Below are 24805 nucleotides of genomic sequence, written 5' to 3'. Positions count from 1 at the left end.
CCAGCAAGATCGCCGCACCAGAAGAACAGATCCTCAGGAGCGCATTCCGCCGTGCCCAACCCCGGCCGCAGCCTCCAGCGCAGTGCTGTGCGGGATTGCGGATTGTTGACGGACTCAAGGTACCGGAGGCCGACGACGAAGCATGGGAATGCAACCTTTGCCGGGCGTCCGTTCTGGATCCGCGACCGATTCTGACGACCCCGGGAGGGCGATTAATCAGACTTCCCGGACGTGCCACGGCGGGTTACAGGGTCGATATGGCTCGGCATCTATCGGCGATGGTGCGCCGCGTGACCTGCATGTCAAAACTCATGAGGTCGTGGCCGTGTATGACACCCGCATTCACGTGGAGTTCGCAAGGAATTCCTGCGTGGTGCAGCCGCTGCGCGTAGGAAATGGATTCGTCCCTGAAGATGTCGAGGTCGCCAACCTCAATGTAAGCGGGCGGGAGGCCCGAGAAGTCCTCCAGGCGTGCCGGGGCGGCTACGGGCGAGACGTTCCCGCCGCCAATGCTGTCCCCGAGGACGGCGTGCCAACCCGTCCAGTTCGTATCGGGCGTCCAGGTGGCCAAGCCGTCCAAGGCCGGATCCGGGACCGTGGTGCGGTCGTCAAGCATGGGGTAGATCAGGATTTGCTTCGCTACACCGACGCCCTTGTCCCGGGCGAGGATTGCCGTTCCTGCGGCCACGCCGCCTCCAGCGCTGTCGCCCATCACGCCGATCCGAGCGGGGTCCACGCGCAGGTCCGTGGCGTGGTTGATGAGCCATTCAAGGCCGGCAAGTCCATCTTCCTGCGCGGAGGTTCCCGTGTACTCCGGAGCCAAGCCATAGTCGACCAGCAGCATTGGCACATTGGTTTCCTGGACGTAGTGTCGGATGACGCCGTCGTAGTGGTCAATCTTTCCGGCGACCCGGCCTCCACCGTGAAAATAGACGATGGCCGCCCGATCTTCCCGATCATCATCGTCGCGGGAGTACCAACGCAGTTCCATGCCGGCCCCGTCCCTACGTTCGGCCCTGTGCGGATCTCCCGACACCCCTGCGACTACGGGTCGTGGGATGACGGCAAGGCCTGCGTCAATGACGGACCGCAGGCCCATCGCGTCGCCACGTTCGGGCATGATGAATTCAGGACTCTCGGTGGTTGAACTGGCGGCCGCCGTGAAAAGCGCCAAGATTTCCGGATCGAACCTGTCCACTGCTGACATCTTTGTCCTCCTTCAGGTCAAGGCCCGAAAACTGTCGCTCTCAAGCACTGATGGACAACTGTACGATAGTTGATGTCGATGGGCAATCGTAGGATAGGTCCAAGAGACTATGGGGAGAGGGGACGCGATGGGCCTCACCGGCACGCCTCCTGCAGTATTCATGCGCGAAGGCAACGCAGCGGATCCGCGGGCCGTGCGCACGCGCCAGCTTTTGCTTGACGCGTTTGAGCGCCAACTTGAAAGCGGCCAGTCATCACCGACGGTCTCCTCGCTGGTCCAAGAGGCTGCCGTGAGTCGGAGCTCGTTCTATAACCATTTCACCGGCGCCGAAAATGTGGGTGTCGCAGCCTTCAGGGAGTTGCTCGACGCATTCAAGCCGATGCTCCGCGAGGATGAGGATCAGTCCACTCCGGCCGTCGTGTCGCAGGTCGGGTTTGAGGAGTTCTTCACCCACCTTGCCGAGCACAGGGTGTTGTGCCTAGCCGTGTTGACCCCGGGTACCCAGACGCCCGCACTCGCCGAACTCCACTCAACGCTGGTCACCCACCTCACCGCGGCCATTGCGGCGGTTGAAGCTAGGCCTGCAGGCCTCGACGCCAAGCAGGCAGCAGTGTTTCTCGTGGGCGCGATCCTCTCACTGCTTCTCGACTGGCTCGAAAAGCCCACACAGACAGCCACAGAACTGACCTTGTTCGTCGACCGGATGCTGCCGGACTGGCTCAGGGAGGAGCATCAGATCGAAGCCCCGATCCTCGTCACCACCACTCCTCGGACGAAGCCGAACCAATAGCGCATTTTGCCGAATGACCGCGCACCAACCAAGCCAGCATCGAACCAGACTCACCTGATCAAGGAACTGCCATCGACCATCGGGAAAACAAGTGCTCCGTCGTCCTCATGCTCACCGGCCTGCTGGTCGGCTTGAAGAGGAAATCTTCACCCCCGGCATCGCGGTGAACCCTCAAGTGAGTTAGGGGGCTTGAAGACGTTCAGCCAAGGCCTGGATGACGCGTTCTCGTGTGAGTTCGATATGGGTTATGGCAAGTGCTCCTGCTAGATCCGTGGCACCCCTTTGGATCGCTTGTATCAGCCCTTGGTGCTGTGGGCACTGGCTTTCGAGGGAGCTTTTTCCACTTAGCGAAAACAACCAATGCAATCTGCTGAGGAGCGGACTGACGGTTCGCTCCAGCAGCGAATTCCCGCAAAGGACGACGATTTCCGCATGCAATGCCGTGTTGCAGTGAGCTAGACCTAGCGGATCTTGGCGGACGCTCGCTTCTTCTGCTTGAGCAAGGAGGCATTGCAGATGCTCCGCTGGATGCCCGTTGTGCACCGACTGCGCAGCGCAGCTGGCGGCGAAGACCTCCAAAGTGAGTCGCAGGTCGAAGAGCTCGTTGACGTCGCTTAAAGTAATGCGCTTTACAATTGCCCCGCGCCTTAGTGACGACTTAACGAAACCTTCCCCCTGCAACTGCTGGAGTGCCTCGCGGACAGGGATCCTCGATAAAGCCAGAATTTGGGATAGCTCGCGTTCCCGCAAGCGGTCTCCCGGCATAAATTCACCCGAGATGATGAGCCTTTGTATCTCGACTCTGGCCAAGTCAGCAGAAGACTGGTGTGACTGTGGCAGGGAAATAGTCGGTTCAGGCCACTCCTTGAGTTTCATGGTGCCATATCTCATTACATCTCAGCCGTTTGGTTTCAAGTTTGCAAATGAGGGCTGCAGCGCGCACGGGAATGGTGGCGATCGGACCGAATCAGGACATGAAAACGTTCTTCAATCTCCTGCGGTTTTACCGAGGAATTCATGATTCAAGTGAAGAAGGAACTCGTGCCGGTGATGAAGGCCCACCCACGGAGCAGCCGTAATCCTGTCCAGATCGAAAACATCTGTCTCGACCACGGGTGCGTCGGCATAGGGCAGTTCGTTCTTCCGCCGCGCTCTCAGCTCTTTCCTCCTCACACGGGCGAGCCACGGGCGTTCACGCACGGCCGGTCTCCTTGTCCGTTGTCGCACTGCTCTGATCCACTAGGCCCCCGGACGTCATCCCAGGTTGCAGCGGGCCATCAGCTATGGGCAGACCTAAAATGCCCGAAGTATCTCTTCCACGCGCTGTTTGGCGTCGCCGAACAGCATCTGGGAGTTATCTCGGAAGAATAGAGGATTCTGTACGCCCGCGTATCCTGCTGCCATGGAGCGCTTGAAGACAACAACATTCTCGGCTTCCCAGACGCGCAGCACGGGCATTCCTGCGATAGGGCTGCTTGGATCCTCGGCTGCCGCCGGGTTGACTGTGTCATTCGCTCCAATGACCAGCACCACCGACGTTGCGTCCAAATCATCGTTGATTTCGTCCATCTCCAGGACGATGTCGTAGGGCACTTTCGCTTCAGCCAAGAGGACGTTCATGTGGCCGGGCAATCGTCCAGCGACAGGGTGGATGCCAAAGCGGACATCAACTCCGCGTTCCTTCAATTTATGGGCAAGCTCGGCGACCGGATATTGTGCCTGTGCGACGGCCATGCCGTACCCAGGGGTGATGACGACGCTTGAGGCATTCGACAGCAGCTCCGCTGTTTCTTGAGCCGAAATCTCGCGGTGCTCACCGTATTCAGCATCTTTCGCTTTCGGTGCGGACACACCAAACCCGCCAGCGATGACGGAGATGAAGGACCTGTTCATCGCTTTGCACATGATGTAGGAAAGGTACGCACCGGAGGAGCCCACCAGTGCACCAGTGATGATAAGGAGGTCGTTGTTCAACAGGAAGCCTGCGGCTGCAGCCGCCCATCCTGAGTAGCTGTTGAGCATGGACACGACCACTGGCATGTCTCCGCCGCCGATGGATGCTACGAGATGCCAGCCCAGACCCAACGCCAGGACTGTAACTGCGATGAGCAAGCCAAGTTGCGAGTCATTGACGTACCAAACGGTGAGGACCACGAATGCTGCCAGGGAACCTAGGTTGATGGCGTTTTTGCCAGGCAGGGTGAGCGGGGCGGACTTCATTCGCCCTGACAGTTTAAGGAAGGCGACGATCGAACCCGTGAATGTCACGGCTCCGATGAAGACGCCGATGAAGACTTCCGCGTGGTGAATGGCCAGAAGGGACTCGGCAACGTGCGGCGTTTCCAAGTGTCCGTTCCATCCGACCAGAACTGCTGCCAAGCCCACGAAACTGTGCAGCAGCGCAATCAGCTCGGGCATGCCGGTCATCTCAACGACACGCGCGCGCCACAGCCCGATGGCCCCACCAATCAATACGGCGATCAGGACAAAAATCATCCCGCTGAAGTTTTGGTTATTGCCCCATGCACCCTGAAGGGTCAACCAGACGGTTGCAGAAAGGGCGATCACCATGCCAGTAACGCCGTAAACCACACCGCCCTTCGCCTTTTCGTGCTTGCTGAGCCCTGCAAGGCTGAGGATAAACACCAGTGCGGCAACGACGTAAGCCGCTCCAGCGATTGACTCTGCGGTTAGAGCACCGGAGACGGCTTCAGACACGGTTGAACTCCTCGATCGTTGTTGAACTCGCTGGCTTCGCGTAATTACTCATGAGATTTCCCTCCGCGGGAGAACATCGCGAGCATTCGGCGGGTGACGGCGAAACCGCCAAAGATGTTGATGCTTGCGAGCAGGATTGCCGTCGCGGAAACAACCTGTACAGCCGGGTTGGCAGAAGTAACCTGCAGCAAAGCGCCGACGACGATTATGCCGGAGATGGCGTTCGTCACCGACATCAATGGAGTATGCAGAGCGTGATGGACTTTCCCGATGATGTAAAATCCGACGACGACCGAGAGCATCAGCACTGTGAAGTGCTGCGGCAGCGGGTCCGGTGCAATTGCGTTGATCCCAAAGAGTGCTGCGATCCCCGCAACAACCAGTCCGGCCTTTACTGCGGGGCTAAGACCCTTCTTCTTGGCTGCCTGACGCGCCAAATGTTCCTTGACGTCAGCACGAGTCGACTCATCCGAAACAGTGGGAGCAGCGGAAACCTGGACGGGCGGAGGCGGCCACGTCTTTTCGCCGTTCCTGACAACCGTTACCGATCGTTGGATGACGTCGTCGAAGTCGATCGCAAGCTGTCCGTCCTTGCCCTTGGTCAGGAGTTTCAAGAGGTTCAGGATATTGGTTCCATAGAGCTGGGATGCTTGGGCAGGTAATCGCCCGGGCAGGTCCGTGTACCCAAGGATGACAACGCCGTTATCCGTGACCCTACGTTCACCAGCAACAGAACCTGCGACGTTGCCGCCTTGACCAGCAGCCATATCAATTATGACGCTGCCCGGTTTCATGCTGGCTACATCTTCTTCTGTCAACAGCTTCGGCGCGGGCCGCCCCGGGATGAGGGCGGTAGTAATGACGATGTCGACATCCAGTGCCTGCTCCGAGTAAATTTCCGCCGCCCGTTGGTTGTAAACCTCGCTAGTGGCTTTGGCATACCCATCAGATGACTTCATCTCGTCTGCAACCTCAACCTTGAGGTATTCACCACCGATGGATTTCACCTGGTCGGCCACTTCTGGCCGGGGATCGGTCGCCCGCACAATCGCACCCAAACTGCTTGCGGCGCCGATAGCGGCCAGGCCAGCAACACCAGCGCCAGCAACCAGAACCTTGGCAGGGGGCACTTTCCCCGCTGCAGTGACCTGGCCCGTGAAGAACCGGCCAAACTCATGAGCGGCCTCAATGACGGCCCTGTACCCGGCGATGTTGGCCATGGAACTCAGTACGTCCATGGACTGCGCCCGCGAGATTCGGGGCACAGCGTCCAACGCCAAGGCTGTTATGGGTCGCGCTGCCAGCGCATCAACCAACTCGGGTCGCAGAGCAGGGCTGAGCATCCCGATGAGGGTTGCGCCTGCCGAGAGTTTATCCAGCTCCTCCTCGCTGGGCGGATTGATACGCAGCACCACATCGCTGCCCCAGGCTTCATCGGCGCCAACAATCTGCGCTCCAGCTGAGGCGTACGCGTCGTCAGGAAAGGACGAAGATTCGCCAGCGCCTTTCTCTACGACCACCGTGTAGCCCAATACGGCCAACTGGCCCACAGTTTTGGGTGTCGCCGCAACACGTGTCTCCTGACCCATTTCAACGACTATTCCGACACTTGCCACGTCCATCTCTCCCATTCCATTGCGTCGAGCCTGAACGTCTTCGTCCACTAGAGCCCTCAGTAAGCCGCTTGCAACTGAAATCATACGGCTACTGGTAGTACAACAGACATCATATGAGATAACCCACGGAAGGGCTATCTTTTTCTCAAAGGCAGCGCTCCCCTGGCCGGCCGCCCACAACATTCCCCTCGACGTTGCAGGAGAACGCGTCGCCTGCTTTCATCGGCCTCCTAGCGTCAGAAGGTCGGACCGGGCCGCGCAGTTTAGTAGTCCGCCGTTTCAATCAGCGCTTGCAGGTGCGATGAGAGGTTGACGGCTACCTCCGTCCGCGCAACAACGCGGCCGTCCTTGAGGACGACTCGATCGAGTGTTCCGGAGGCCATCGCTTCCTCCAAGGAATTTGCTCGAATAGCCAACAGGTCCGCTGGGTATCCAGCGGCGACCCGAACCTCCGGAAGGCCCATGGCGCGGCGCGCTCCCGTACTTGTACATACGTAGGCATCGCCTGGCATCAAATGGCCAGCGGATACTAGCAAGGAGGCCGTCTCCAGGGCATCTATCCTCCCCATCGGGTTAAACGGGTCCCTCCAGTTGTCGCTTCCAGCGGCAACGGTAACGCCACTTGCCAAGAGGTCCTCGATTGCCGTAAGTCCCCGCGGCTTCCTCGTTGTGCTGCCTCTTCCCTGAAGAAACAAGTTCGTTTGAGGCAACGTCACAATCGACATCCCGGAATCGGCGATGAGCTGGACCGCCTCCCTTGCCGCATCCGCCGATTGCGTGCCCAAGCTGACGCAATGTGAGGCCGTAACCGGGTACGCGAAGCCCGAGGAGAGGATGCTGCGGGCCAGTTGCCTGAGTACGAAAATGTCTGGATCAGTTGTTTCGTCAATATGCAGATCGATGCCACACCTCGCGTCCCCGGCGATGGCCATCAACTCACGTAGCGAAGCCTTGGGATTGCGCTCCAGGGAGGGAACGCCCCCCACAATGTCGGCGCCGAGTTCCAGGCTGGCTTGGAGCGTCGACCGGTTGGGCGCCCCGTCGTCACCGCCGACCTCTCCGGCCAAGGCCACAATTTGAAGGTCAATGATCCCCGTCAGTTTTCGCTTGAGATCAACGATAGCTTCGATGCCGGTGGTGCCGATCTCCTCGCGGCAGTCAACGTGCGTTCTAACTGCCGTATACCCTCGCGTCAAAGCTTCCGTGACTGCCAACAGGCTACGGCGGCCAATATCGTCCCTTGTCATGGATGGGTAGGCCGCCTTTATCGCCTCAATCGCGCCAGCCAAGTCTCCTGTGCGGTTTGGGACGCGTCGCCCCAACAGCGCCTTGTCCAAATGGGCATGGGGCTCCACCGGAGACGGCAGAAGAAGATACCCATCCATGTCCATTTCGTTAGGGGACGCGCCTGCAGCATCCGCTGATCCAGCATGCGGGCGCTCCCGCGCATCCAGCGGCACGACCTTTTCTATGGCGCCGTCCCGCAGGTGGACGTCCACTTTGACTGCTGCCGAGGAAAGGGTGACGGAACGGAGTACAAATGAATCGAAAAAAACACTGGTCATACCACTATGGTAACTGGCATGATGTAATACATGTTGAGATGTGGAGACAGAAATTTAGGGAGGATCCTATGAAAGGCTTAAACGGTCGTCGAGTCCTCATCACCGGGGCAGCAGGGGGCATCGGCGCGGCCGTCGCACAACGTCTTGCTGCGGAGGGTGCCATTGTCGCCGGAGCGGACCTCGTCAAGCCAGAGCTGAACAAGACGCTGGCGTTCGCCGGGGCCATGGATGTCTGCAATGCCTCCGATACGGCAAGGCTGGTGAGCGAAGTCAACGAAACCCTTGGTGGAATTGATGCGGTGGTGGCTGTTGCGGGCATCCAGGCATCGGGGCCTACGCATGAGCTCTCGGAGGACGTGTTCCGCAAGGTCCTGGACGTCAATGTATTGGGTACGTTCCTCACAACCCGTGCCGTGATACCACAAATGTTGGAGCAGGGTTACGGCACCATCCTCACGTTCGGCTCCACCGCTGCAGTTTGCGGAGCCCCGGAACTCGCCGCATATGCGGCCGCTAAAGGCGCGATACTTCAGTACACGCGATCGATCGCCGTGGAGTACGCCTCAAGAGGCATTCGAGCCAACTGCATCTGCCCAGGTGGCACTATGACTCCCCTGCTTCGACAGCTCAATGCTGAAAGATCAGAGCCAGATCATTTCGCCGCCAAGCACCCCATCGGCCGCTACGCAGAACCAGACGAAATTGCTGCAGCAGCAACATTTCTTCTGTCTGACGATGCTTCCTTTGTCCTGGGTTCCGCGATGTTGGTTGACGGCGGTTTCTCAGCATCGTAGCTGGCGGCACAAGACCTCTTAGATAAGGATTTCGCAAATGACTAACTCTCTAACCCAAACGGCAACTCGAGCCGTTGGCATCGATTTGGAAGAAGGGATGGACCTACTTCGTCGGATGATCCTGATTCGCCGCTTTGAGGAGCGGGCCGCGCAACTCAGGGCATCCGGCTTGATTCCGGGCTTTCTTCACCCCTGCAGCGGCCAGGAAGCTGTAGCGGTGGGGGTTTGCGCCGCTCTTGGAGAAAATGACGTGCTCACATCCACGCACAGGGGGCACGGCCATCTAATCGGACGTGGAGCGGATCCTGCACGGATGTACGCCGAACTGTTTGCCCGCTCAACCGGCTATAACGCGGGGAAGGGTGGGTCTCTGCACATGATTGATGCGGAGCTCGGATTCCTGGGAGCAAACGGGATCGTCGGAGGTGGCATTCCTTTGGCTACCGGGGCTGCATTGCAGCTCAAGAGGACCGGTAGCGGCGCGGTGGCGGTTACCTTCTTTGGGGATGGCGCTTCCAACGAGGGGGCCTTCCACGAATCCCTGAATCTTGCTGCTCTCTGGAAACTCCCCGTCCTCTTTGTCTGCGAGAACAATCTATATGGTGAGTTCACCCGACAGAATGAGCACATGCTCCTGGAGAACGTCGCCGATAGGGCATCTGCATACGGATTGCCAGGCGTGGTCGTCGACGGAAATGATGTCCTTGCAGTGCGGCAAGTAGCGGCTGAAGCAGCCGACAGGGCCCGGAACGGGATGGGCCCCACTCTTATTGAAGCCAAGACATACCGCCACAAGGGTCACTTCGAAGGTGATATGGCGCGATACCGCCCTAAAGAAGAAGTGGAATCTTGGATGAAACGGGATCCTCTTGTCCTGTTCCCCAACGTTCTCCGGGATGAACTGGGAGCCACTGAAGAGTCGCTGGAAGCGCTCCGCCAAGAGGTGGAAGAACGTTTGAGCCGCGACATCGAGTGGGCAAAAGAGCAGGAGCACCCTTCACCTGAAGATGCCCTGCAACACGTTTACGTAGATTCCTACAACGGAAGGGCTCTCCGATGAGCAAGTTTACCTTTGCAGATGGCATTCGTCAGGCCATAACCGAAGAGATGGAGCGGGACCCGGCCGTCTTCATTATCGGGGAAGACGTCGGTGCATCCGGAGGCGTCTTCGGCGTCACCAAAGGCCTTTGGGAGCGTTTCGGATCGGATCGCCTTTGGGATTCGCCCATTAGCGAGGAAGCCATCGTTGGCGCGGCGGTGGGAGCTTCGCTCGTAGGAGGCCGGCCAATTGCGGAAATCATGTTCAGCGACTTTTCGATGCTGGCTATGGACATGATTGTCAACCAAGCCGCTAAGACCCACTACATGACCGGTGGCAAGCTCAGCTCGCCAATGGTTGTGAGAATGGTGACCGGCACAAATGGGTCCACAGGGGCACAGCATTCACAGAGCCTGGAGTCGTGGTTCACTCATGTGCCGGGCCTGAAAGTTCTGGCACCGTCGACGCCGGAAGATGCCAAGGGATTGATGAAAAGCGCAATCCGAGACCCGGATCCGGTCATGTTCTTTGAACACAAAGGTCTTTATGTGGGCAGAGGAGGTCCGGCCGGTGAAGTGGTTGAAATCGACCCCATCCCCTTTGGCTCGGGCCGGATCCACAGGGAGGGAACGGACGTCACAATCGTCACCTACCTAAAAACTCGGGAATATGCCATGCAGGCGGCCGAGGCGCTGGCCGAAGAAGGCATCTCCTGCGAAGTGTTCGATCCCAGAACACTCGTACCGTTTGATTATGAGGGACTGCGGTCCTCCCTTGAGAAGACTGGCCGTCTTCTGGTCGCCCACGAAGCGCCCGCCCGGGGTGGGTTCGGTGCTGAGATCGCCGCCTGGGCAGCAGAGCATTGCTACGACGTGCTCAGGTCCCCTGTGCAGCGGGTGGGAGGCCGCAACACCCCCGTTCCTTATGCCCCTGTGCTCGAACAATTTGTTTTGCCAATGACAAACCAGATCGCTGAATCGGTGCGGACATTGCTTGGCAAGCCCACAATTCAGAACCAAAACATCAACATCTAAGGACATAGCATGGCTAATGAATTTCCCCTCCCCAAATGGGGAGTCACTATGGAGTCAGGAACTATTGCTGAATGGAATGTCAGCGTTGGAGATACAGTAACGGAGGGTCAAATTCTAGCAACCATCGATACGGACAAGATCACCGTCGAGTTGGAGGCACCGACCTCAGGTATTGTCGGCGCCCTGCTCGCCCAGGAAGGGGACGATGTGGAAGTCGGTGCTCCCGTCATCACGATCGCATCTGATCAACAGGATTATGAGAGCTACCGCGCTGGCCTTTAGTACTCCCTAGTCTGATCGGAGCCAGAAATGAGTGAAACAGATACCGGCTCCTCTTTCGTTGCTGTTGAAAGAGTTAGCCCAACTCTGCAGGTAAGAGATCAGCTCCTGGCCGCGATTAGACGAAAGGATTATCCCCCGGGAACTTTCCTTCCTTCCGAGCGCAAGCTCGGTGAGGCCTTCGGTGTGAGCCGGGTGAGCATCCGGGAAGCATTGGCAGGTCTGGAAGCGACGGGACTCATCGAGATTCAGCACGGCAAAGGGGCCCGGGTGAGGGAGGGAATATCCAGTGCCTACGCTGGGGCCTTCGCCTTATATCTTGAGATGCACAGGGACGAACTGAGCGAACTCCTTGATGTCCGTGGGGCCTTGGACGGCCTCGCGGCCGAGCGGGCCGCGAGTGGAACAAAGGACGACGCCCGGGCTGCAATCGAACGTGCTCATTCTGAATTTGCAGAAGCAGTAGATTCTGCCGTTGACCCGGCCGAACTCGCCCTGCTCGATGTCGCCTTTCATCGCTCAATAGCTGAGGCCTCAGGAGGTGTGTTGCTGCCAGGGCTGCTCGCAGATCTGAACGGCCTACTCACGCAATCCCGAGACATCCTCTTCTCCCAACCTGGACAACTGCCAAATTCCGTAGCCGGGCACAAGGCCATCATCGATGCCATCCTGTCCGGCGACTCCGCAGCCGCCCACGACGCCGCGGTCCGGCATGTGATGGGCATGCTCAACTGGGTTGAGAGCTTTCGAAGCGTGGGAATGAGCTGATCGCAAGGAGCCGGCGTGACTGTTTGTGCCCGGTTTCCGGTTCGGCATGACGGCGCCGGAGCGCTTGTTCACCCATTCAGGAGGGCCTCGGCGCGGTGCAGTTCCGCGCCGAGGCCCTCTACGTATTCAAAGGTTCGAGCTGTTGTTTGGTGCCACCAATTATCGATGGTTCACTTGTGAGGCCGCCAACACCACATAACCTTGGAACCGGATCGTGACGCGATGTCAACGCCGGTAGAAGGTGAGCCATCTCGCGGATTGAAAAGTGGCCCATGTTGACGTTGCTTGCACTGCCGTATTCTTCGATCCTGTCGAGGGCAACGAGACCGTTTACGTGTGTTGAGCCGGTGGCTGGAGACGGGGCGAAAGGAAAGTTCGAGGCCAGGATAAGAGAGGCGTGCTCGTAGCAGGAGGAGACGAACTGACAGCAGAGGTTCGCGGTGTCATCGACGGACCTGCCGATCGCCTGCGGTTTCACGGAGTAGTCTCTGGACCCCATCCGGCCGTAGTTGTCCCGATGGATCCTGACTCTCGCAGCGAACCCTGTCACGGCGGAACCGGAGGCAGCGGCAACATCGCGGCCTGTCCTGGGCGAGCAGTTCCGTGGCCGGCCCCCGGTTCGCCGGACCAACCGTCTGTCTATCCTGGTCGCGAGGACCCCGCGAAGGCAGCGACTCCGGCGCCATAGCTGTTCCACGGCCGATGGCCGTTTTGCTATCCAAGATCTGCCGCCGCGGCAACCCGCCAAGGGAACCGATCAGGTCCAACATCAGAGCCAGCGGGTCCAATGAACATCCGGGTCGGGAGCATCCGGGCCATAGTGAACCACGAATGCGAGCACACCATCACCAGCAACGACAAAACCCGGGCTTTCCGGTCCCGACGGATATCCGCACCTCCAGGAACCACAGGTCGCATTGGGCATGCTCCCCGGGTTCGCAATTGACCCTGTCCGCTGGATCAGCAAGTGCCTTATCCGGCCGACCGAGCCCAGGTCATGTTCTCCCCGAACCAGGCCAACGACCGGGAACCAGCCCACACCCTCCCCCAGTACCGTCGCCGGCACCCGCGGGTTCTCCGTCACCGACTCCACCTTGGAATGCGGTCCCGGCGGAAAGGAAGAAGCATTCTGAAGATCCGTCAAACAATTAGCTGCGCGTCTTTTGTTCTGCGACCCATGTGAATTCTAGGGGAGAATCGCTGGATGGAAATCTGGGTGAAGATCTTGGCGATTGTGAACGGGTCGTCATGAACAAATCGACGAGCTTCGTCGGCGCTCTCGACTTCAATGACGTAGAGTTGCCCTTCACGGCTTTTTCCGTCGGCGGCCAAAAGCGGCCCACTCATAATGATGTGCGGCGCCCAATGCTCAATGTGGCACTTATGCGACTTCAAGTTTCGCGCCCTTAGCTCCTGCCGATTGGGCCCGTCCAAGCAATATATGGCGTACTGGATCCTAGGCGGAGACGGCTGCATCGATTGCAATTTCTGCTCCGGAAATGTGGCTGCTTGCGTGGGAGGCCAGGAAAAGGACAAGTTGCGCCACATCTTCTGGCTTACCGACCCTTCCCGAGGGGATCGTTTCAGCAATCACGCTCAGAACACCAGGGCCCCCTTCGATCATTGGAGTATCAATCACACCTGGGCAAATGGCGTTAACTCTGATGCCAAAGGCCGCCAGTTCGTAGGCTGCCGCTCGGGACATTCCGCGCACAGCCCACTTGCTGGCAGCGTAGGCGTGCGGCATGCCTGCTCCCTTCAAGCCGGACGTCGAGCACGTGTTGATTATGGATCCGCCTCCGCTCTCCTGCATCAGGGGACCGAGCGTGTGCATTCCCAGATATACACCTGTCTGGTTGACCTCGACGACGCGGCGGTACTCCTCAGGCGAGGTATCAAAAACACCCTTATCGAGCCAGATCCCGGCGTTGTACACGAGAATATCGATCGTTGGAAAGTTCTCACGGATCAGGGTAGCTAGCCGGTTCCACGCTGTCGCGTCTGTAACGTCCATAGCAAAGAACTGGGCCTTTTCCGGCCCGATCTCAGTTGCTATGGACGCCCCCTCTGATGTCTCCAGGTCCACGAGTATGACCTTCGAGCCATTGAGTGCAAGAAGTCTGGCCTCAGCTTCTCCCTGGCCTCCCCTTGATCCGGCTCCGGTGACGACGGCCACGCAGTCTGACAAAAGTCCGGTGGGCATCACTCGGCCTCACCTCGCCGGCACCAAGACAGAGGGAACATCTGGTCGATCATCTCCACGGCCTTGGCCGGATTTCCGTTACTGGGCATCACCTCGAAGGTGACCGTGCCGTGCCATTTTTCTTGATCGAGCAGCTCACGAAGGTAACTAAAGTCGATTTCTCCTACCCCCGGTTCATGCCGGCCGGGGACCCCGGCTATGTCCACGCGTCCCAAATACGGCATGGCGGCCAGCAGGTGCTCTCCGAGCCGGCCCTGCCCGAGTTGCTGGTGGTACGCATCAAAGACAACCATCACGTTCGGGTGGTCTACTTCACGTGCGATGTCAACAACTGACCCTGCGCCGATCCAGAGGTAGCCCGGCAAAAACACCTCATTCAAGTGTTCCAAGATGAGCGTAACGCCGGCGGCCTCAGCCAGCGGAGCGACTTCGCGCAGAGCGTCCACGCAGGCTTGTTGCAAGGAGCTCGCTGGAACAGGCGGTCCAGGAACCACGACTCCACCCGGACGAATGGCATTGGAGAACAGATGAAGTTGGCGTGCGCCGACTCGCACTGCGCATTCCAGCGATTCCCTGACTTCCTGTACAAAGGATTCTCGCTGCGCAGGGTCGCAGGCTGAAAACTCTCTGTTACCGAAGAAACCGTTGATTCCTACACCGGATTCGTGAGCGGCTCTCGCGATGGAGTCGATATCGACGTTCCGCCAGTCCCAGAGATCCACCAGGTCGAAACCGGCACGAGCTGCCGCCCAGACCCGCTCGGGCATGGGCAGTTGGTCCCACATGAAGTGGATTGACACCGATCTGAGGACGCGCCGCCCCGTTCCTACCTCCGTAATCATGCGTCGTTCCCACGCTCTGAGTCGGGAACGCTGACGCAGAGCCCGCGACCAAAGGCTGCTTCAGCCTCCTGGTCGCGGTCGTAGACGATGTCCCCACGGGAGATTGTCATGACAGGCCAGCCTCTCAGATTCCAGCCTTCGTAAAGGCACGTGCCCTTCCCGTCATGCTCAACAACCCGTTCTTCTTCCAAATCCACGACTACCAGATCAGCATCCGAGCCTACGGCCAAGGCACCCTTCTGTGGATACAGTCCGAAACGACGGGCAGGGTTGTAGGAATTGAGCTCCACCAACCGTGAGAGTGACATTCCCCGCTGATGAACCCCGAAATGAAGCATCAGTGAAAGCTCCCACGGAAACGTGACTACGCCGGGCTTCTCCGTCCATAGGTCTCCGCCATTCTTCTTGAAGGGAACATGGTCGGTTCCCAAGGTTCCCACTCCGCCTCCAAGGACTCCCTCCCAGAGACCCTCCAGTTGCACCTGATCCCTCAAGGGGGGAGAAATTTTGGCGGTTGCACTCAGATCGTTGTCATAGGCAGTCCGAGTCAGGTAATGCGGGCAGGTTTCAACAGTGACATCGATCCCCCGGGTACGGGCTTCGCTCGCCATGACCGGCCCTTTAGCAGCAGTTGTATGGACAATATACAAAGGACAGCCCGTGATTTCCGAGAACTTAATCATCCTCGCGATCGCCTCTTCCTCGACGAAGACGGGACGCGACTCGGTGTATGCGGCCAGATCCTGTCGCCCGGTCGCGATCATGTCCTTCTTCAGAAGCTGGACGAGTTCGGTGTTTTCGCAATGTACAGAGACGATTCCGTTGGGAAGTTTGGCGGCTTCCTGCATTGCCCCGAACACCCAAGCGTCTGTCGAAGAAACAATACCGATGGGATTTCCCGGTTCATAGCCCATATGGCACTTGAACGACTGAACACCGGTCAGTCTGGCAATTTCGGGAATCTCTGCCACATGCTCTTCACGCTGAATCCCGAAGTGGAAGCCGAAGTCGATGACGGCGTTGGCTTCGCCCCGTTCCCTCCTGTCTTTGTAGAACGGAACGTACGAACCTTCCATATTCCGAATGAACAGCAGGATGGTTGTAACACCGCCTCGGGCTGCGGCGGCCGTTTCAGTGCGCATGTCGTCGTCATAGCCGTAGTTCACGCCCAAGTGACAATGAGGGTCCACTACCCCTGGCATGACTACTTTGCCGCCAACGTCGATGATTCGGTCGGCATCTGTGAACAATGCGTCATCGCCGATAGCTACGATCCGTCCGCCGGAGATTGCCAGGGCTCCACGCTGTTCGCCAGCATGATCAACGAGACGGGCGTTCTTCAGGACCAGGTCCACCTTCATGAGTTCTTGTCTCCTTCTATGGCCTCAATGCGTTTGGCGATACCACTCCATTGGCTTGCACCCACAGTTATGGGAGCCCTCCGGCCAAGGCCCCGTGCCCACACTGCAGTATGTCCAAGTCCGCGGGCAGCGTTAAGATCCAGCCCCCCTGGCGGGGCTGAAAGATCCATGACTAAGGATTTGGGTGGCAATAGGGCGAGTTTTTCACGGTCCATGACGGAGGAAGGGACCGTGGAAAAGACCATGCACACGGTGGGGGCGACGTTCGAAATTTCATCCAGGTCGTGAGGAACGCACCCTGCCGCCAGGGCGTCTGCACGCTGGACGGGGTTCCGTGCCGCCACATGCACACGGGCACCCAACAGAACGAGAGTCCGCGCGAGCATGCGCCCTATGTTCCCGTGACCGATGACCAGGACGTCTGAGTTGTGGATGGTGATGTCCGTATTGGCGATGACCTGGCCCAAGGCACCTTCAACGATTGCCGGAGCTCTCAACAACATCAGTTCAACGTCATGCTCATATTCACTGAAGCGGACACCGTGGGCCGTTGCGGCCGCTTTCAATTCTTCATTAGGCCATCCCAAGATAATCCATGACCCGGGATTCATCACGGACAGCAAATCTTTGTCAGGTCGAATCGGTTCCGGCGACAAGGGGGCGAACAAGGTGCCGTCCAGAGCTTGGCCCGGGATGGGGAACAGTGCGTAGTCCGCCCCCTCCAAGGCCTCCCGCGCCGAGTCTTCCAACGTAACCCCGTCTACTCCGCCCTCAGGCCAAGGAAAGCCATAGCCGCTGACCCTGGCTCCTGTAAGCGCGGCAAGCCTGGCAATTTCTTGCTCACGCTCGTCACCGCCGATCACTGCGATTTTTCGGTTGTCCAGCTTCACGTAGTTCACTTCCTTCCTTGGCTGTCGCCAAGTTGAGTCAGACCTTGCTCCTATACCCGTACGGACTCAATGAGCCCGTCCCGCGTCATACCCTTCAAACCGAGACGTCCAGCATCCAAACCGGCCGCCAGCAGGTCCCCTCCGACAGCAGTAGCACCAAGCTTCAACAATGCTTCGGCTACAGGAACAGGCGTCTGCGCTATTCGAGCCAGTTCAACGAAAGGCAGTAAACCGAACGCCAGATCTTCTTGGTAATAACGGTGGGAGAAAGAGTCCGGCGCTGCGATGGCAGCATTGGCAGCGCCACCCCTGATTGCCTCGACAGTGTTGCCCGCTTGAGCGGCAGTTTCGTCCACTGTGCCAATGGCTGCCATCTCCGTCGACAGCGGTGGAAGTTCGTGGCCAAAGGCTCTAGCCACTTCCAATCTCTCCATGTCCAGCTGATTCAGGACGCGCCCTACTCCCGCAGTCATTCCTTCAACATAAAAGGTGAAGTCTCCGCCCGTGGCCTCCACCCAGGATGCCCCTAGTACCGCCCCTGGCGGGTGGAGGACCAGATTGACATTGGACAGACTGGAGGCCAGTACGTCGGAGACTTCGGCGCATCCCGGGAACAGTGATTTTGCCTTCAAGACTGCGTCGGCGCCACCTGGCAGAGCCGCAACACGGACTTGGTTTGCCCGCCCGCTGATGTTGACGGCTCCCGTTGTATCTACCCGGGCAACGTAGGTCAAAGTCGAGAACTCTGCTACTGGGGGGACCGAGACGCCGGCACTGGCGAACACTGCACGAAGATGCAGCGCTCCTCCCGTGTGTCCAGGATTCAGGATGATTGGCACCGAACACTTTTCGGTCGCCAATTCCTGAAAGAGACGTGCATGGACAACGCTCGGCAGGCAAACAGCCACTGCCGCGGCACCGTCTATTGCGGCATGGAGGTCCGAGGTCATGGCGCTGATTTTGGCGGCGCCTTCACCGAAAACTCCCCGGTAACGAACGTGTTGATCGACATGAGGGGCGAGTCTGTCAGGGTTGCGATTCCACAGGACTACATCGTGGCCCGCCGCGGTTAACTCGACGGCCGCAGACAGTCCGCCACCTCCAGCACCAAGGACTGCAATGGTCATACCGAGTACCTGGCCAGTTTCTCCCGGTCAACCTCGATTCCGAGGCCTGGACCCTCAGGAGCGAAGACCCGACCGTTTTCGAATTTGAATGGCGTAATGATGACATCGTCCAAGTAGTAGATGCCGGCCGTTGATGGGCCGCCCGCTCCTTCGGGTGTGGATACGGGGCAAACACTGGGTAAGGTAGCGATCTTTGTGGCGCTGGCCAGGTGGAGGTTGGCCGCGTTCCCGATGCCGGTTTCGATGGAACCACCGATATCGCTGTACATGCCCAGCTGCTCTGCAAGATCTGCAACCTGACGGGCCTTGAAAAGTCCTCCTGGTTTGGTCACGTACAGGGAAATGCAGGCAGCGGCGTTCAACGAATTCAATTCGAGGATGTCTTGGACGTTCCACGCTGATTCATCTGCCATAACGGGTGAACTGATCCGCTCAGCGACCTTTGCCAGTCCCGCCGCGCCAATAACCGGCTGCTCGCACAGGAGGATGTCGTACTCTTCCTGCCGCAAGGTGACAGCGACAGCCTCAGAGACCGAGGCATAGCCTTCATTGCCGTCTACCCGGATCTTGATGTCGTCACCGAGGCGCTTACGAAGTTCGCGGACCAGAGTCACATCTCGCTCGGCATCGAGCCCAGTTTTGCATTTGATAGTCAATGCCCCTTCGGAAACCGCAGCCTCTGCCTCCGCATAGCACTTCTCCAACTCCATGATGCCCAAGGAATGCGCTACTTCGATCGAGTTCTTGTGCGCACCCCCCAGCAGGGTGCTGACGGGGACGCCCAAGAACTTGCCTGCGATGTCATAACAAGCAATGTCAATGGCTGCCTTCGCGTAAGGATGGCCCTTGATGACTTTGTCCATTGCCGTGTGGATCAGTGAAATCTCGACTGGGTCCAGGCCCTTGACAGCCGGCAGGAGGTAGTTCTCAATAATGAGGCGCACCGTTTCGGGCGACTCGCCGTAGTACCTCATGTGCGCTCCGCCCCAGGTTGCGCCTGCAGGTGCCTCACCCCAGCCGGTAACATCGGCGTCGGTCTCAATCTCGATAATCGCCGTGTGACCGATGGGAGTGGACATTTTGGAAGCCCAGTTGTGGTCCCGCCGGGCCGGGAGACGGACCAGGTGAACTTTGATGTCAGTGATTTTCATGTCTTCGCCTTTGCTGCTGCAGAAGTTTTGGGTTGTTAGGAGCCAGAGCCGGAAGTCGTCGTAGGTATGTCAAACAGCTCGATTTCATTTCCGTCCGGGTCCTCGATGTAGACGGTGTGGCCATAGGGCCCGGGGCCAGGGCCCCTAACGATCCGGTGTCCTGCGGCCATGGCGCGATTGGCAATGGCATCTATCCCACGGGCCCGGAAGCAAAGGTGCTCCAGAGTCCCACCTGTGCCAGTGGCTTCGGAAGCTCGCTCAACAAGAGCCAGCCCTTGGTGCGTTGCAACGAACTTTCGCCCGTCCCGGAAGTCTTCACGTTTTCGTTCGTTGAATCCAAGAACTTCAAAGTAGAAGCTTTCAGCAGCTTCCAGGTCCTTCGTCTCTAAGAGCAGGTGATGCAGCCCCAAAGCTTGGGGGCGGCTGCCTCGGGCAAGCCAGCCGAGGACTTCCTCCTCGTTTGCCACCACCCCAAGGTACTGACGCCACACGGCTTCGGCAGTGTCAATCCATTCGGGCCTGACAGCGGCGATTCCGTCCTTCACGGCTACGACATCGTAATCCCGCAGATACGCCTCGCGCAGGGTAGTTTCCACGCAGGCGTTGGCCGTCACGCCGGTGACGAACAGCGTCCGGACGCCGAGCATCCGCAACAAGGAATCCAGACGCGTTTCGTAGAAGGCACCAAAGCGATGTTTGGTTACGACATACGTGGGGTCATCGACGAGGTCCGCTACTTCGTCCACGAAATCTGCGTCCCACGTACCCGAGAGCGCGGAGACGCGGGCCCTTTTCTGAGTGTGGGAAGCGAGCACTTTGGCATCCCGTGAGACGTCCTTTTCCAGATGTATTTGTTGGGTCCAAATGACGGGAAGACCTGCCGCTTTGAACTGCTCTGCAAGACGTCGGATGGACTTCATCGCATGTTGGGCAGGGGCAATATTTACCCCGGACAAGCCCAGCGTGCCCTCGGGATGAACAAAGGCATTCTGTGGATCGATAACAAGAAGGGCAGCAGATTCCCGGGGCAGTCCACCCAGCGGTGATTCTTGCATCAGATGTCCGTCCTATCGATGCCGAGGACGCCGGCGCGCGCCCAATTGTCTAGTGAGTACTCGGAAATGGCAACGTGCAGGCCTTCCGCCTTGGCGCCTGCGTGCTCGACCATTGCCTCTGTTACTGCTTTGGTCAGGGCGCGCTTCTGCTCTGCAGTTCGCCCTTCGAACATATGGATTTCAATAAACGGCATCTTTGCCCTTACTCGCGATGTTTGCGGCGCATGCCCGCGCCACTTAGGGATATTTTGACGGCGAAGCCGGGTGCCCGGCTCGTGTTCGCGACGGCGAAATCAAGCACGCTGGCCCCCTTGACTTTCGTGAGGGATGAATCAAATATTGGGAACACGGTGAAACATATCACATGTCATGCCAGTTGTTGAAGGGTTTTTTTCTCCCGCCGGTGACATCGGCGCTCACTGATTCCGCTAGCGGAAGGGACATGCGGCTTCAGCCGCGCACCTCCGACTGGCTCCCTCCTATGAAGGACACCATGCGATCCAAACGCGTATCAGGACTTTTGGCCTCAATGGCCGTACTGGCTCTCAGTGCTACGGGATGTGCGAGCACAACTCAGTCCGGGTCCGGTTCCCAGAACGGTCAACCCGCACAGGCGCCACCCCAACAGACAGCCACGATACTAATGAATTACTTCGCCCAGGCAGAACAGGGCGGCTACTGGGACGCCATGCAAAAGAAAGCCGCAGAGCGCGACGGCGTAATGCTGGACGTGAGACAGGGCGGACCCGGAATACAAACCATCCCCCAAGTGGCGGCTGGCCAAGCGGACTTCGGCATCGGCAATGCCGATGAAATTCTGCTTGCTAGGAAGAACGGCCTTCCAGTGGTCGCAGTTGCCGCGGCGTATGACACGAACCTCTTCGCCATGCTGTCACACAAGGATCTTGACATCAGCTCATTCCACGATCTCAACGGTCATCAGGTTTCCCGACGGCCGGCGCCGTACTTCGACTACCTCAAGGCGACGTTCGCCCTCGACAAAATTGAGGAAATCAATTTCACCGGATCGTTCGCTGATTTTCAGCGGAACCATGGGCTGATTCAGCAGGGCTTCGTTACAGGCGATGTGTTCAAGGCCAAGAAGGAGGGGATCGATATTAATGTGCTCAGCGTCGCAAAGGACGGTGGTTACAACCCCTACGGCCTGGTCCTCTTCACAACCGAGAAGACCGTGCAGGAAAAGCCAGACTTCGTGGCGGCCGTAGTACGGGCGAGCATCCAGGGGTGGGAGAACTTCCTGAAGGACCCCTCCGACGCCAAGGCAGCCGTCATGGCAGCCAATCCGGACGCCGATGAAGCAACTTTTGATTTCTCCGCAACCACGATAGCCCAGGGCGGTTACCTAGGTAGCAAGGTTGGCGCCATGAAGCCCGAGCGTTGGAACGTCCTGCGCGACCAGCTCGTGTCCGTCGGCTTGATCCCAAAGGACTTCGACTCTGGCGCCGCTTACACAACGGAATTTCTCCCCAAGGACTGACGAACAACGAGAAAACAAAGAACGCAGACCTGTCTTGACAACCGTCCAAGTCGGGGCAACCATGAGTAATGGAGATCACAGGTAACACGTCAGTCCAGTTGTAGAACTGACAATCAACGCTTGGCGGTAAACGCCTGGCCTCCCCAGCACTTTGCACGAGTTCCACTTCAAAGGAGTCCTACATGATGACGCACGATCCACACATCGACGTCGCCGGCGCATCGAAAACGTACCCCAACGGGACGATCGCCTTGCAGCCAGTTGAGCTGCAGGTAGCCAAAGGAGAATTTGTCTCCCTTCTCGGTCCTTCCGGCTGCGGGAAGTCGACACTCCTGCGCATTATTGCAGGACTGTCCGCGCCCTCTTCCGGTGAGGTTGCGATACCGAAAGACGACCGCCGCGCCTTTGTTTTCCAGGATGCGACGCTGCTTCCGTGGAGAACGGTCGAGGGAAACGCGAGTCTTATCTGCGAGCTGGAAAGCATCGACAAGACCGAAAGGCGCAAGCGTGTAGCGGCAGCCCTGAAGATGGTCGGGTTGGAAGGGTTTGAACGCTCCTATCCGAGGAATCTGTCAGGCGGAATGAAGATGCGTCTGTCTCTTGCGAGGGCACTGGCACTACAGCCCGAACTATTCCTCATGGACGAACCGTTCTCTGCCTTGGACGAACTCACCCGCGAGATCCTGCAGGACGAACTCCTGCGCATCTGGCTTTCAAAAGGGTTCACCTCTGTTTTCGTCACCCACAATCTCTATGAAGCCATTTACCTTTCCAACCGAGTGGTGGTCATGTCTGCACGTCCTGGCCGCGTTGAACGTATCTTCGATGTCCCGTTTGCGTATCCCCGCACGCCAGAGCTCCGTCGAACTCATGAGTTCACTGCCCTGAGCGTTGAAATATCAGAATGCCTCCGTGAAAGGGCAAACGCATGACCACGCAGCTATCAAAGTCCGCCCCCCTTACAGCCAACGGAACTGCAGGACAAAAATTAAACAAGACACCTAAACCCAAATCAGTCCTGGTCTCCGTCCTGCCACCTGCAATTGTCCTAGTGTTGGTCCTCACCGGATGGTCAGTTCTCGCTGGCACCGTTTATGGAGACCGAAACTATCTGCTTCCCAGACCTGAGCAGGTTCTTCAGGCCATCGTCGAGAATCCAGAGACTCTTCTACAGGGACTTCGGATCACTTTCCTTGAGGCTGCGGCAGGCTTCGCTCTCGCTATCATCGTAGGATTTGCGGCAGCGATCATCATGAGCCAATCGAAGATGCTCGAACGCAGCCTCTATCCCTACGCTGTTCTTCTACAGACGGTCCCGGTGGTAGCAGTCGCACCCATCATCGTCCTCTGGTTCGGCTACAACCAGACGGCAGTCATTGTGATCGCGTTCATGATTTCCGTCTTCCCAATCTTGAACAACACTTTACTGGGACTCCTCTCGACGGACAGGAATCACCGTGACCTCTTCAGGATGCACCATGCCAGTCGGACCACAGAGTTCCTCCAGCTGCGGCTGCCGAGCGCTCTCCCGAATATCTTCGCCGGGCTGCGGGTTTCGGCGGGTTTGGCCGTCGTGGGTGCCATTGTGGGCGAATTCATTATCGGCAGCGGTGGAGAAGAGGGCGGCTTGGGGGTAAAAGTACTTTTCGCACAATCCCGGCTCGCCACTGGACTGCTCTTCGCAGAGGTCCTCGCAGCAACGCTCCTCGGGTTCGCGTTCTTCATCGTCGTCACCCTCCTTGGCAACCGTCTGATCAAACACTGGCATGAATCAGCGCTCAAGGATGACGCCTAGACCCCTCCAGCTTCACTGGAAGCATCTGTTACTCCCGAAGGAAATTATGAAATTCTCAGGTATGGCTCGGATCGCGGCCACCGCGGCCGTCGTCGCATTCTTTACAACATCGTGCGCAAACAGCGCCGGTGACTCCCCCAGCCAAGACAAGCCTCAAACTGTTTCCGTCCTCATGAACTGGTTTGCCCAAGCCGAACAGGGGGGCTACTGGGACACGATGACAAACCAGTATGGAAAAGATGCCGGTGTCACCCTGGATGTAAAACAGGGCGGGCCAGGGATTCAAACTATCCCCCAAGTCGCCGCCGGCCAGGCTGACTTCGGTGTCGCCAATGCTGACGAAGTCCTTCTTGCCCGCAAGAATGGATTGCCAATTGTGGCCGTAGCTGCTGCATATGACACGAATCTCCAGTGCATGATGTCGCATCAATCGCAAGGCATCAATGGTTTCAAAGACATCGACGGGCACCAGGTCTCAAGGGTTCCCAGTCCGTACTTCGACTACATCAAGTCTCACTTTGACTTGCAAAAGATCCAGGATATCAATTACACGGGCTCCCTTGCTGACTTCAAACGCAATGAAAATCTGGTCCAGCAATGCTTCGTCACATCAGATGTATTCAACGCGAAGCAGGAGGGTATCGACGTCAATATCCTCAGCGTAGCTAAGGATGCCGGGTACAACCCCTACGGTCTATTGCTGTTCACAACGGACAAAGTGGTGAAGGAACAGCCGGAAGTTGTCCGCCGGGTTGTGTCCGCATCCATCGAGGGCTGGAAGAATTTCGTCAAGAATCCCGCCGACGCAAAGTCGTCGATCATGAAATCCAATAAAGATACCGATGAGGCCACCTTTGACGGTTCGGCTCGGATCATTCAACAAGGGGATTACCTGGGCAGCCAGATCGGCAAGATGACTGAAGAGCGCTGGAGCACGCTGCGGGACCAACTGGCCTCCATCGGGCAGCTTCCCTCTGACTTTGACGTCACCAAGTCGTTCACAAACGACTTCCTCCCGAACTAGGTGTTCAGGCTAAAGCCCTGTTTGAGCGCGGGAGAACCGTGCCTCCAAC

General features: G+C 58.1%; 24 protein-coding genes. 10 read left to right on the top strand and 14 right to left on the bottom strand.

The annotated features are described in order from the left end of the window. Window positions 1–244: 244 nt before the first annotated feature. Window positions 245–1207, bottom strand: coding sequence for an alpha/beta hydrolase (locus J3D46_RS15115; RefSeq protein WP_231343021.1), 963 nt, complete (start codon window positions 1205–1207; stop codon window positions 245–247). A 127-nt stretch (window positions 1208–1334) separates the two neighbouring features. On the opposite strand from J3D46_RS15115, the gene J3D46_RS15110 reads away from it, so the two are divergent. Then, window positions 1335–1997 (top strand): TetR/AcrR family transcriptional regulator, encoded by a 663-nt coding sequence (locus J3D46_RS15110; protein WP_231343024.1) that lies wholly within the window; start codon window positions 1335–1337, stop codon window positions 1995–1997. Window positions 1998–2177: 180 nt separating this feature from the next. Here the strand turns inward: J3D46_RS15110 and J3D46_RS15105 are convergent, their stop codons facing one another. From J3D46_RS15105 to J3D46_RS15090, 4 genes are all read right to left on the bottom strand, one after another. Further along, entirely contained in the window at window positions 2178–2873 is a 696-nt protein-coding gene (locus tag J3D46_RS15105) for a GntR family transcriptional regulator (RefSeq protein ID WP_231343026.1), read from the bottom strand. A gap of 417 nt (window positions 2874–3290) precedes the next feature. Further along, window positions 3291–4715 (bottom strand): Re/Si-specific NAD(P)(+) transhydrogenase subunit beta, encoded by a 1425-nt coding sequence (gene pntB / locus J3D46_RS15100; protein ID WP_231343028.1) that lies wholly within the window; start codon window positions 4713–4715, stop codon window positions 3291–3293. A 44-nt stretch (window positions 4716–4759) separates the two neighbouring features. Then, window positions 4760–6304: a Re/Si-specific NAD(P)(+) transhydrogenase subunit alpha gene (locus tag J3D46_RS15095; RefSeq protein WP_374110802.1), complete on the bottom strand. Its 1545-nt coding sequence runs from the start codon at window positions 6302–6304 to the stop codon at window positions 4760–4762. A 290-nt stretch (window positions 6305–6594) separates the two neighbouring features. Next, window positions 6595–7896 carry an amidohydrolase family protein gene (locus J3D46_RS15090; protein WP_231343030.1) on the bottom strand — a complete coding sequence of 434 codons (1302 nt, stop codon included), beginning with the start codon at window positions 7894–7896 and terminating at the stop codon, window positions 6595–6597. Between the two features lie 68 nt (window positions 7897–7964). On the opposite strand from J3D46_RS15090, the gene J3D46_RS15085 reads away from it, so the two are divergent. From J3D46_RS15085 to J3D46_RS15065, 5 genes are read left to right on the top strand one after another with little or no spacing between them, the layout of a single operon-like run. Then, window positions 7965–8690, top strand: a complete 726-nt coding sequence (locus J3D46_RS15085; RefSeq protein WP_231343032.1) for an SDR family NAD(P)-dependent oxidoreductase — start codon at window positions 7965–7967, stop codon at window positions 8688–8690. Between the two features lie 37 nt (window positions 8691–8727). Continuing rightward, window positions 8728–9750 carry a thiamine pyrophosphate-dependent dehydrogenase E1 component subunit alpha gene (locus J3D46_RS15080; protein WP_231343034.1) on the top strand — a complete coding sequence of 341 codons (1023 nt, stop codon included), beginning with the start codon at window positions 8728–8730 and terminating at the stop codon, window positions 9748–9750. Continuing rightward, complete coding sequence (locus J3D46_RS15075; RefSeq protein WP_231343035.1) at window positions 9747–10763, top strand: alpha-ketoacid dehydrogenase subunit beta; 1017 nt, start codon at window positions 9747–9749, stop codon at window positions 10761–10763. Before J3D46_RS15080 ends, J3D46_RS15075 begins: the two co-directional genes overlap by 4 nt. 9 nt (window positions 10764–10772) lie before the next feature. Further along, window positions 10773–11045, top strand: coding sequence for a biotin/lipoyl-containing protein (locus J3D46_RS15070; RefSeq protein ID WP_231343036.1), 273 nt, complete (start codon window positions 10773–10775; stop codon window positions 11043–11045). Between the two features lie 27 nt (window positions 11046–11072). Beyond that, a complete protein-coding gene (locus J3D46_RS15065; protein WP_231343039.1) occupies window positions 11073–11810 on the top strand; it encodes a FadR/GntR family transcriptional regulator in 738 nt (245 codons plus the stop codon). A 1140-nt stretch (window positions 11811–12950) separates the two neighbouring features. Here J3D46_RS15065 and J3D46_RS15060 read toward each other — a convergent pair. The 9 genes from J3D46_RS15060 to J3D46_RS15020 form a co-directional block, all read right to left on the bottom strand. Then, window positions 12951–13286: a YciI family protein gene (locus J3D46_RS15060; protein ID WP_256492441.1), complete on the bottom strand. Its 336-nt coding sequence runs from the start codon at window positions 13284–13286 to the stop codon at window positions 12951–12953. Further along, window positions 13267–13986 (bottom strand): SDR family NAD(P)-dependent oxidoreductase, encoded by a 720-nt coding sequence (locus J3D46_RS15055; protein WP_231341063.1) that lies wholly within the window; start codon window positions 13984–13986, stop codon window positions 13267–13269. The genes J3D46_RS15060 and J3D46_RS15055 overlap by 20 nt, the downstream gene beginning before the upstream one ends. A gap of 26 nt (window positions 13987–14012) precedes the next feature. Continuing rightward, the gene (locus J3D46_RS15050; protein WP_253468017.1) at window positions 14013–14780 is read right to left on the bottom strand and encodes a TIM barrel protein; all 768 of its coding nucleotides are present in this window, start codon (window positions 14778–14780) and stop codon (window positions 14013–14015) included. 71 nt (window positions 14781–14851) lie between these two features. Further along, complete coding sequence (locus J3D46_RS15045) at window positions 14852–16216, bottom strand: dihydroorotase family protein (RefSeq protein ID WP_231341065.1); 1365 nt, start codon at window positions 16214–16216, stop codon at window positions 14852–14854. Beyond that, complete coding sequence (locus tag J3D46_RS15040; protein WP_231341066.1) at window positions 16213–17115, bottom strand: dipicolinate synthase subunit DpsA; 903 nt, start codon at window positions 17113–17115, stop codon at window positions 16213–16215. The genes J3D46_RS15045 and J3D46_RS15040 overlap by 4 nt, the downstream gene beginning before the upstream one ends. Window positions 17116–17156: 41 nt before the next feature. Next, a complete protein-coding gene (locus J3D46_RS15035; RefSeq protein WP_231341067.1) occupies window positions 17157–18233 on the bottom strand; it encodes an NAD/NADP octopine/nopaline dehydrogenase family protein in 1077 nt (358 codons plus the stop codon). Then, window positions 18230–19384, bottom strand: coding sequence for a mandelate racemase/muconate lactonizing enzyme family protein (locus J3D46_RS15030; protein ID WP_231341068.1), 1155 nt, complete (start codon window positions 19382–19384; stop codon window positions 18230–18232). Before J3D46_RS15030 ends, J3D46_RS15035 begins: the two co-directional genes overlap by 4 nt. A gap of 35 nt (window positions 19385–19419) precedes the next feature. Continuing rightward, entirely contained in the window at window positions 19420–20439 is a 1020-nt protein-coding gene (locus J3D46_RS15025) for an isochorismatase family protein (protein WP_231341069.1), read from the bottom strand. Continuing rightward, entirely contained in the window at window positions 20439–20633 is a 195-nt protein-coding gene (locus J3D46_RS15020; protein WP_231341070.1) for a 2-hydroxymuconate tautomerase, read from the bottom strand. The genes J3D46_RS15025 and J3D46_RS15020 overlap by 1 nt, the downstream gene beginning before the upstream one ends. Before the next feature lie 449 nt (window positions 20634–21082). Between J3D46_RS15020 and J3D46_RS15015 the strand changes: the two genes are divergently transcribed. The 4 genes from J3D46_RS15015 to J3D46_RS15000 all read left to right on the top strand — a co-directional run bounded on the left by J3D46_RS15015 (window position 21083) and on the right by J3D46_RS15000 (window position 24756). Continuing rightward, window positions 21083–21937: an ABC transporter substrate-binding protein gene (locus J3D46_RS15015; RefSeq protein WP_231341071.1), complete on the top strand. Its 855-nt coding sequence runs from the start codon at window positions 21083–21085 to the stop codon at window positions 21935–21937. Between the two features lie 182 nt (window positions 21938–22119). Then, on the top strand, window positions 22120–22869 hold the full coding sequence (locus J3D46_RS15010; protein ID WP_231341072.1) for an ABC transporter ATP-binding protein: 750 nt from the start codon (window positions 22120–22122) through the stop codon (window positions 22867–22869). Further along, window positions 22866–23732, top strand: a complete 867-nt coding sequence (locus tag J3D46_RS15005) for an ABC transporter permease (protein ID WP_231341073.1) — start codon at window positions 22866–22868, stop codon at window positions 23730–23732. The genes J3D46_RS15010 and J3D46_RS15005 overlap by 4 nt, the downstream gene beginning before the upstream one ends. 46 nt (window positions 23733–23778) lie before the next feature. Continuing rightward, window positions 23779–24756 carry an ABC transporter substrate-binding protein gene (locus J3D46_RS15000; protein WP_231341074.1) on the top strand — a complete coding sequence of 326 codons (978 nt, stop codon included), beginning with the start codon at window positions 23779–23781 and terminating at the stop codon, window positions 24754–24756. The last annotated feature ends 49 nt before the right edge of the window (window positions 24757–24805 follow it).

The organism is Paenarthrobacter sp. A20 (assembly GCF_024168825.1).
Classification (GTDB): domain Bacteria; phylum Actinomycetota; class Actinomycetes; order Actinomycetales; family Micrococcaceae; genus Arthrobacter.
Note: the sequence above shows the minus strand (reverse complement) of the source record. Positions and strands in the feature narration are given on the sequence as shown.

Coding starts and splice junctions, on each gene's coding strand:
- J3D46_RS15105 (WP_231343026.1), bottom strand. CDS start 2,873: ATGAAACTCAAGGAGTGGCCTGAACCGACTATTTCCCTGCCACAGTCA.
- J3D46_RS15085 (WP_231343032.1), top strand. CDS start 7,965: ATGAAAGGCTTAAACGGTCGTCGAGTCCTCATCACCGGGGCAGCAGGG.
- J3D46_RS15050 (WP_253468017.1), bottom strand. CDS start 14,780: ATGCCCGAGCGGGTCTGGGCGGCAGCTCGTGCCGGTTTCGACCTGGTG.
- J3D46_RS15080 (WP_231343034.1), top strand. CDS start 8,728: ATGACTAACTCTCTAACCCAAACGGCAACTCGAGCCGTTGGCATCGAT.
- J3D46_RS15070 (WP_231343036.1), top strand. CDS start 10,773: ATGGCTAATGAATTTCCCCTCCCCAAATGGGGAGTCACTATGGAGTCA.
- J3D46_RS15035 (WP_231341067.1), bottom strand. CDS start 18,233: ATGACCATTGCAGTCCTTGGTGCTGGAGGTGGCGGACTGTCTGCGGCC.
- J3D46_RS15075 (WP_231343035.1), top strand. CDS start 9,747: ATGAGCAAGTTTACCTTTGCAGATGGCATTCGTCAGGCCATAACCGAA.
- J3D46_RS15020 (WP_231341070.1), bottom strand. CDS start 20,633: ATGCCGTTTATTGAAATCCATATGTTCGAAGGGCGAACTGCAGAGCAG.
- J3D46_RS15090 (WP_231343030.1), bottom strand. CDS start 7,896: ATGACCAGTGTTTTTTTCGATTCATTTGTACTCCGTTCCGTCACCCTT.
- J3D46_RS15110 (WP_231343024.1), top strand. CDS start 1,335: ATGGGCCTCACCGGCACGCCTCCTGCAGTATTCATGCGCGAAGGCAAC.
- J3D46_RS15015 (WP_231341071.1), top strand. CDS start 21,083: ATGAATTACTTCGCCCAGGCAGAACAGGGCGGCTACTGGGACGCCATG.
- J3D46_RS15005 (WP_231341073.1), top strand. CDS start 22,866: ATGACCACGCAGCTATCAAAGTCCGCCCCCCTTACAGCCAACGGAACT.
- J3D46_RS15000 (WP_231341074.1), top strand. CDS start 23,779: ATGAAATTCTCAGGTATGGCTCGGATCGCGGCCACCGCGGCCGTCGTC.
- J3D46_RS15095 (WP_374110802.1), bottom strand. CDS start 6,304: ATGGGTCAGGAGACACGTGTTGCGGCGACACCCAAAACTGTGGGCCAG.
- J3D46_RS15045 (WP_231341065.1), bottom strand. CDS start 16,216: ATGAAGGTGGACCTGGTCCTGAAGAACGCCCGTCTCGTTGATCATGCT.
- J3D46_RS15010 (WP_231341072.1), top strand. CDS start 22,120: ATGATGACGCACGATCCACACATCGACGTCGCCGGCGCATCGAAAACG.
- J3D46_RS15115 (WP_231343021.1), bottom strand. CDS start 1,207: ATGTCAGCAGTGGACAGGTTCGATCCGGAAATCTTGGCGCTTTTCACG.
- J3D46_RS15065 (WP_231343039.1), top strand. CDS start 11,073: ATGAGTGAAACAGATACCGGCTCCTCTTTCGTTGCTGTTGAAAGAGTT.
- J3D46_RS15025 (WP_231341069.1), bottom strand. CDS start 20,439: ATGCAAGAATCACCGCTGGGTGGACTGCCCCGGGAATCTGCTGCCCTT.
- J3D46_RS15030 (WP_231341068.1), bottom strand. CDS start 19,384: ATGAAAATCACTGACATCAAAGTTCACCTGGTCCGTCTCCCGGCCCGG.
- J3D46_RS15060 (WP_256492441.1), bottom strand. CDS start 13,286: ATGCAGCCGTCTCCGCCTAGGATCCAGTACGCCATATATTGCTTGGAC.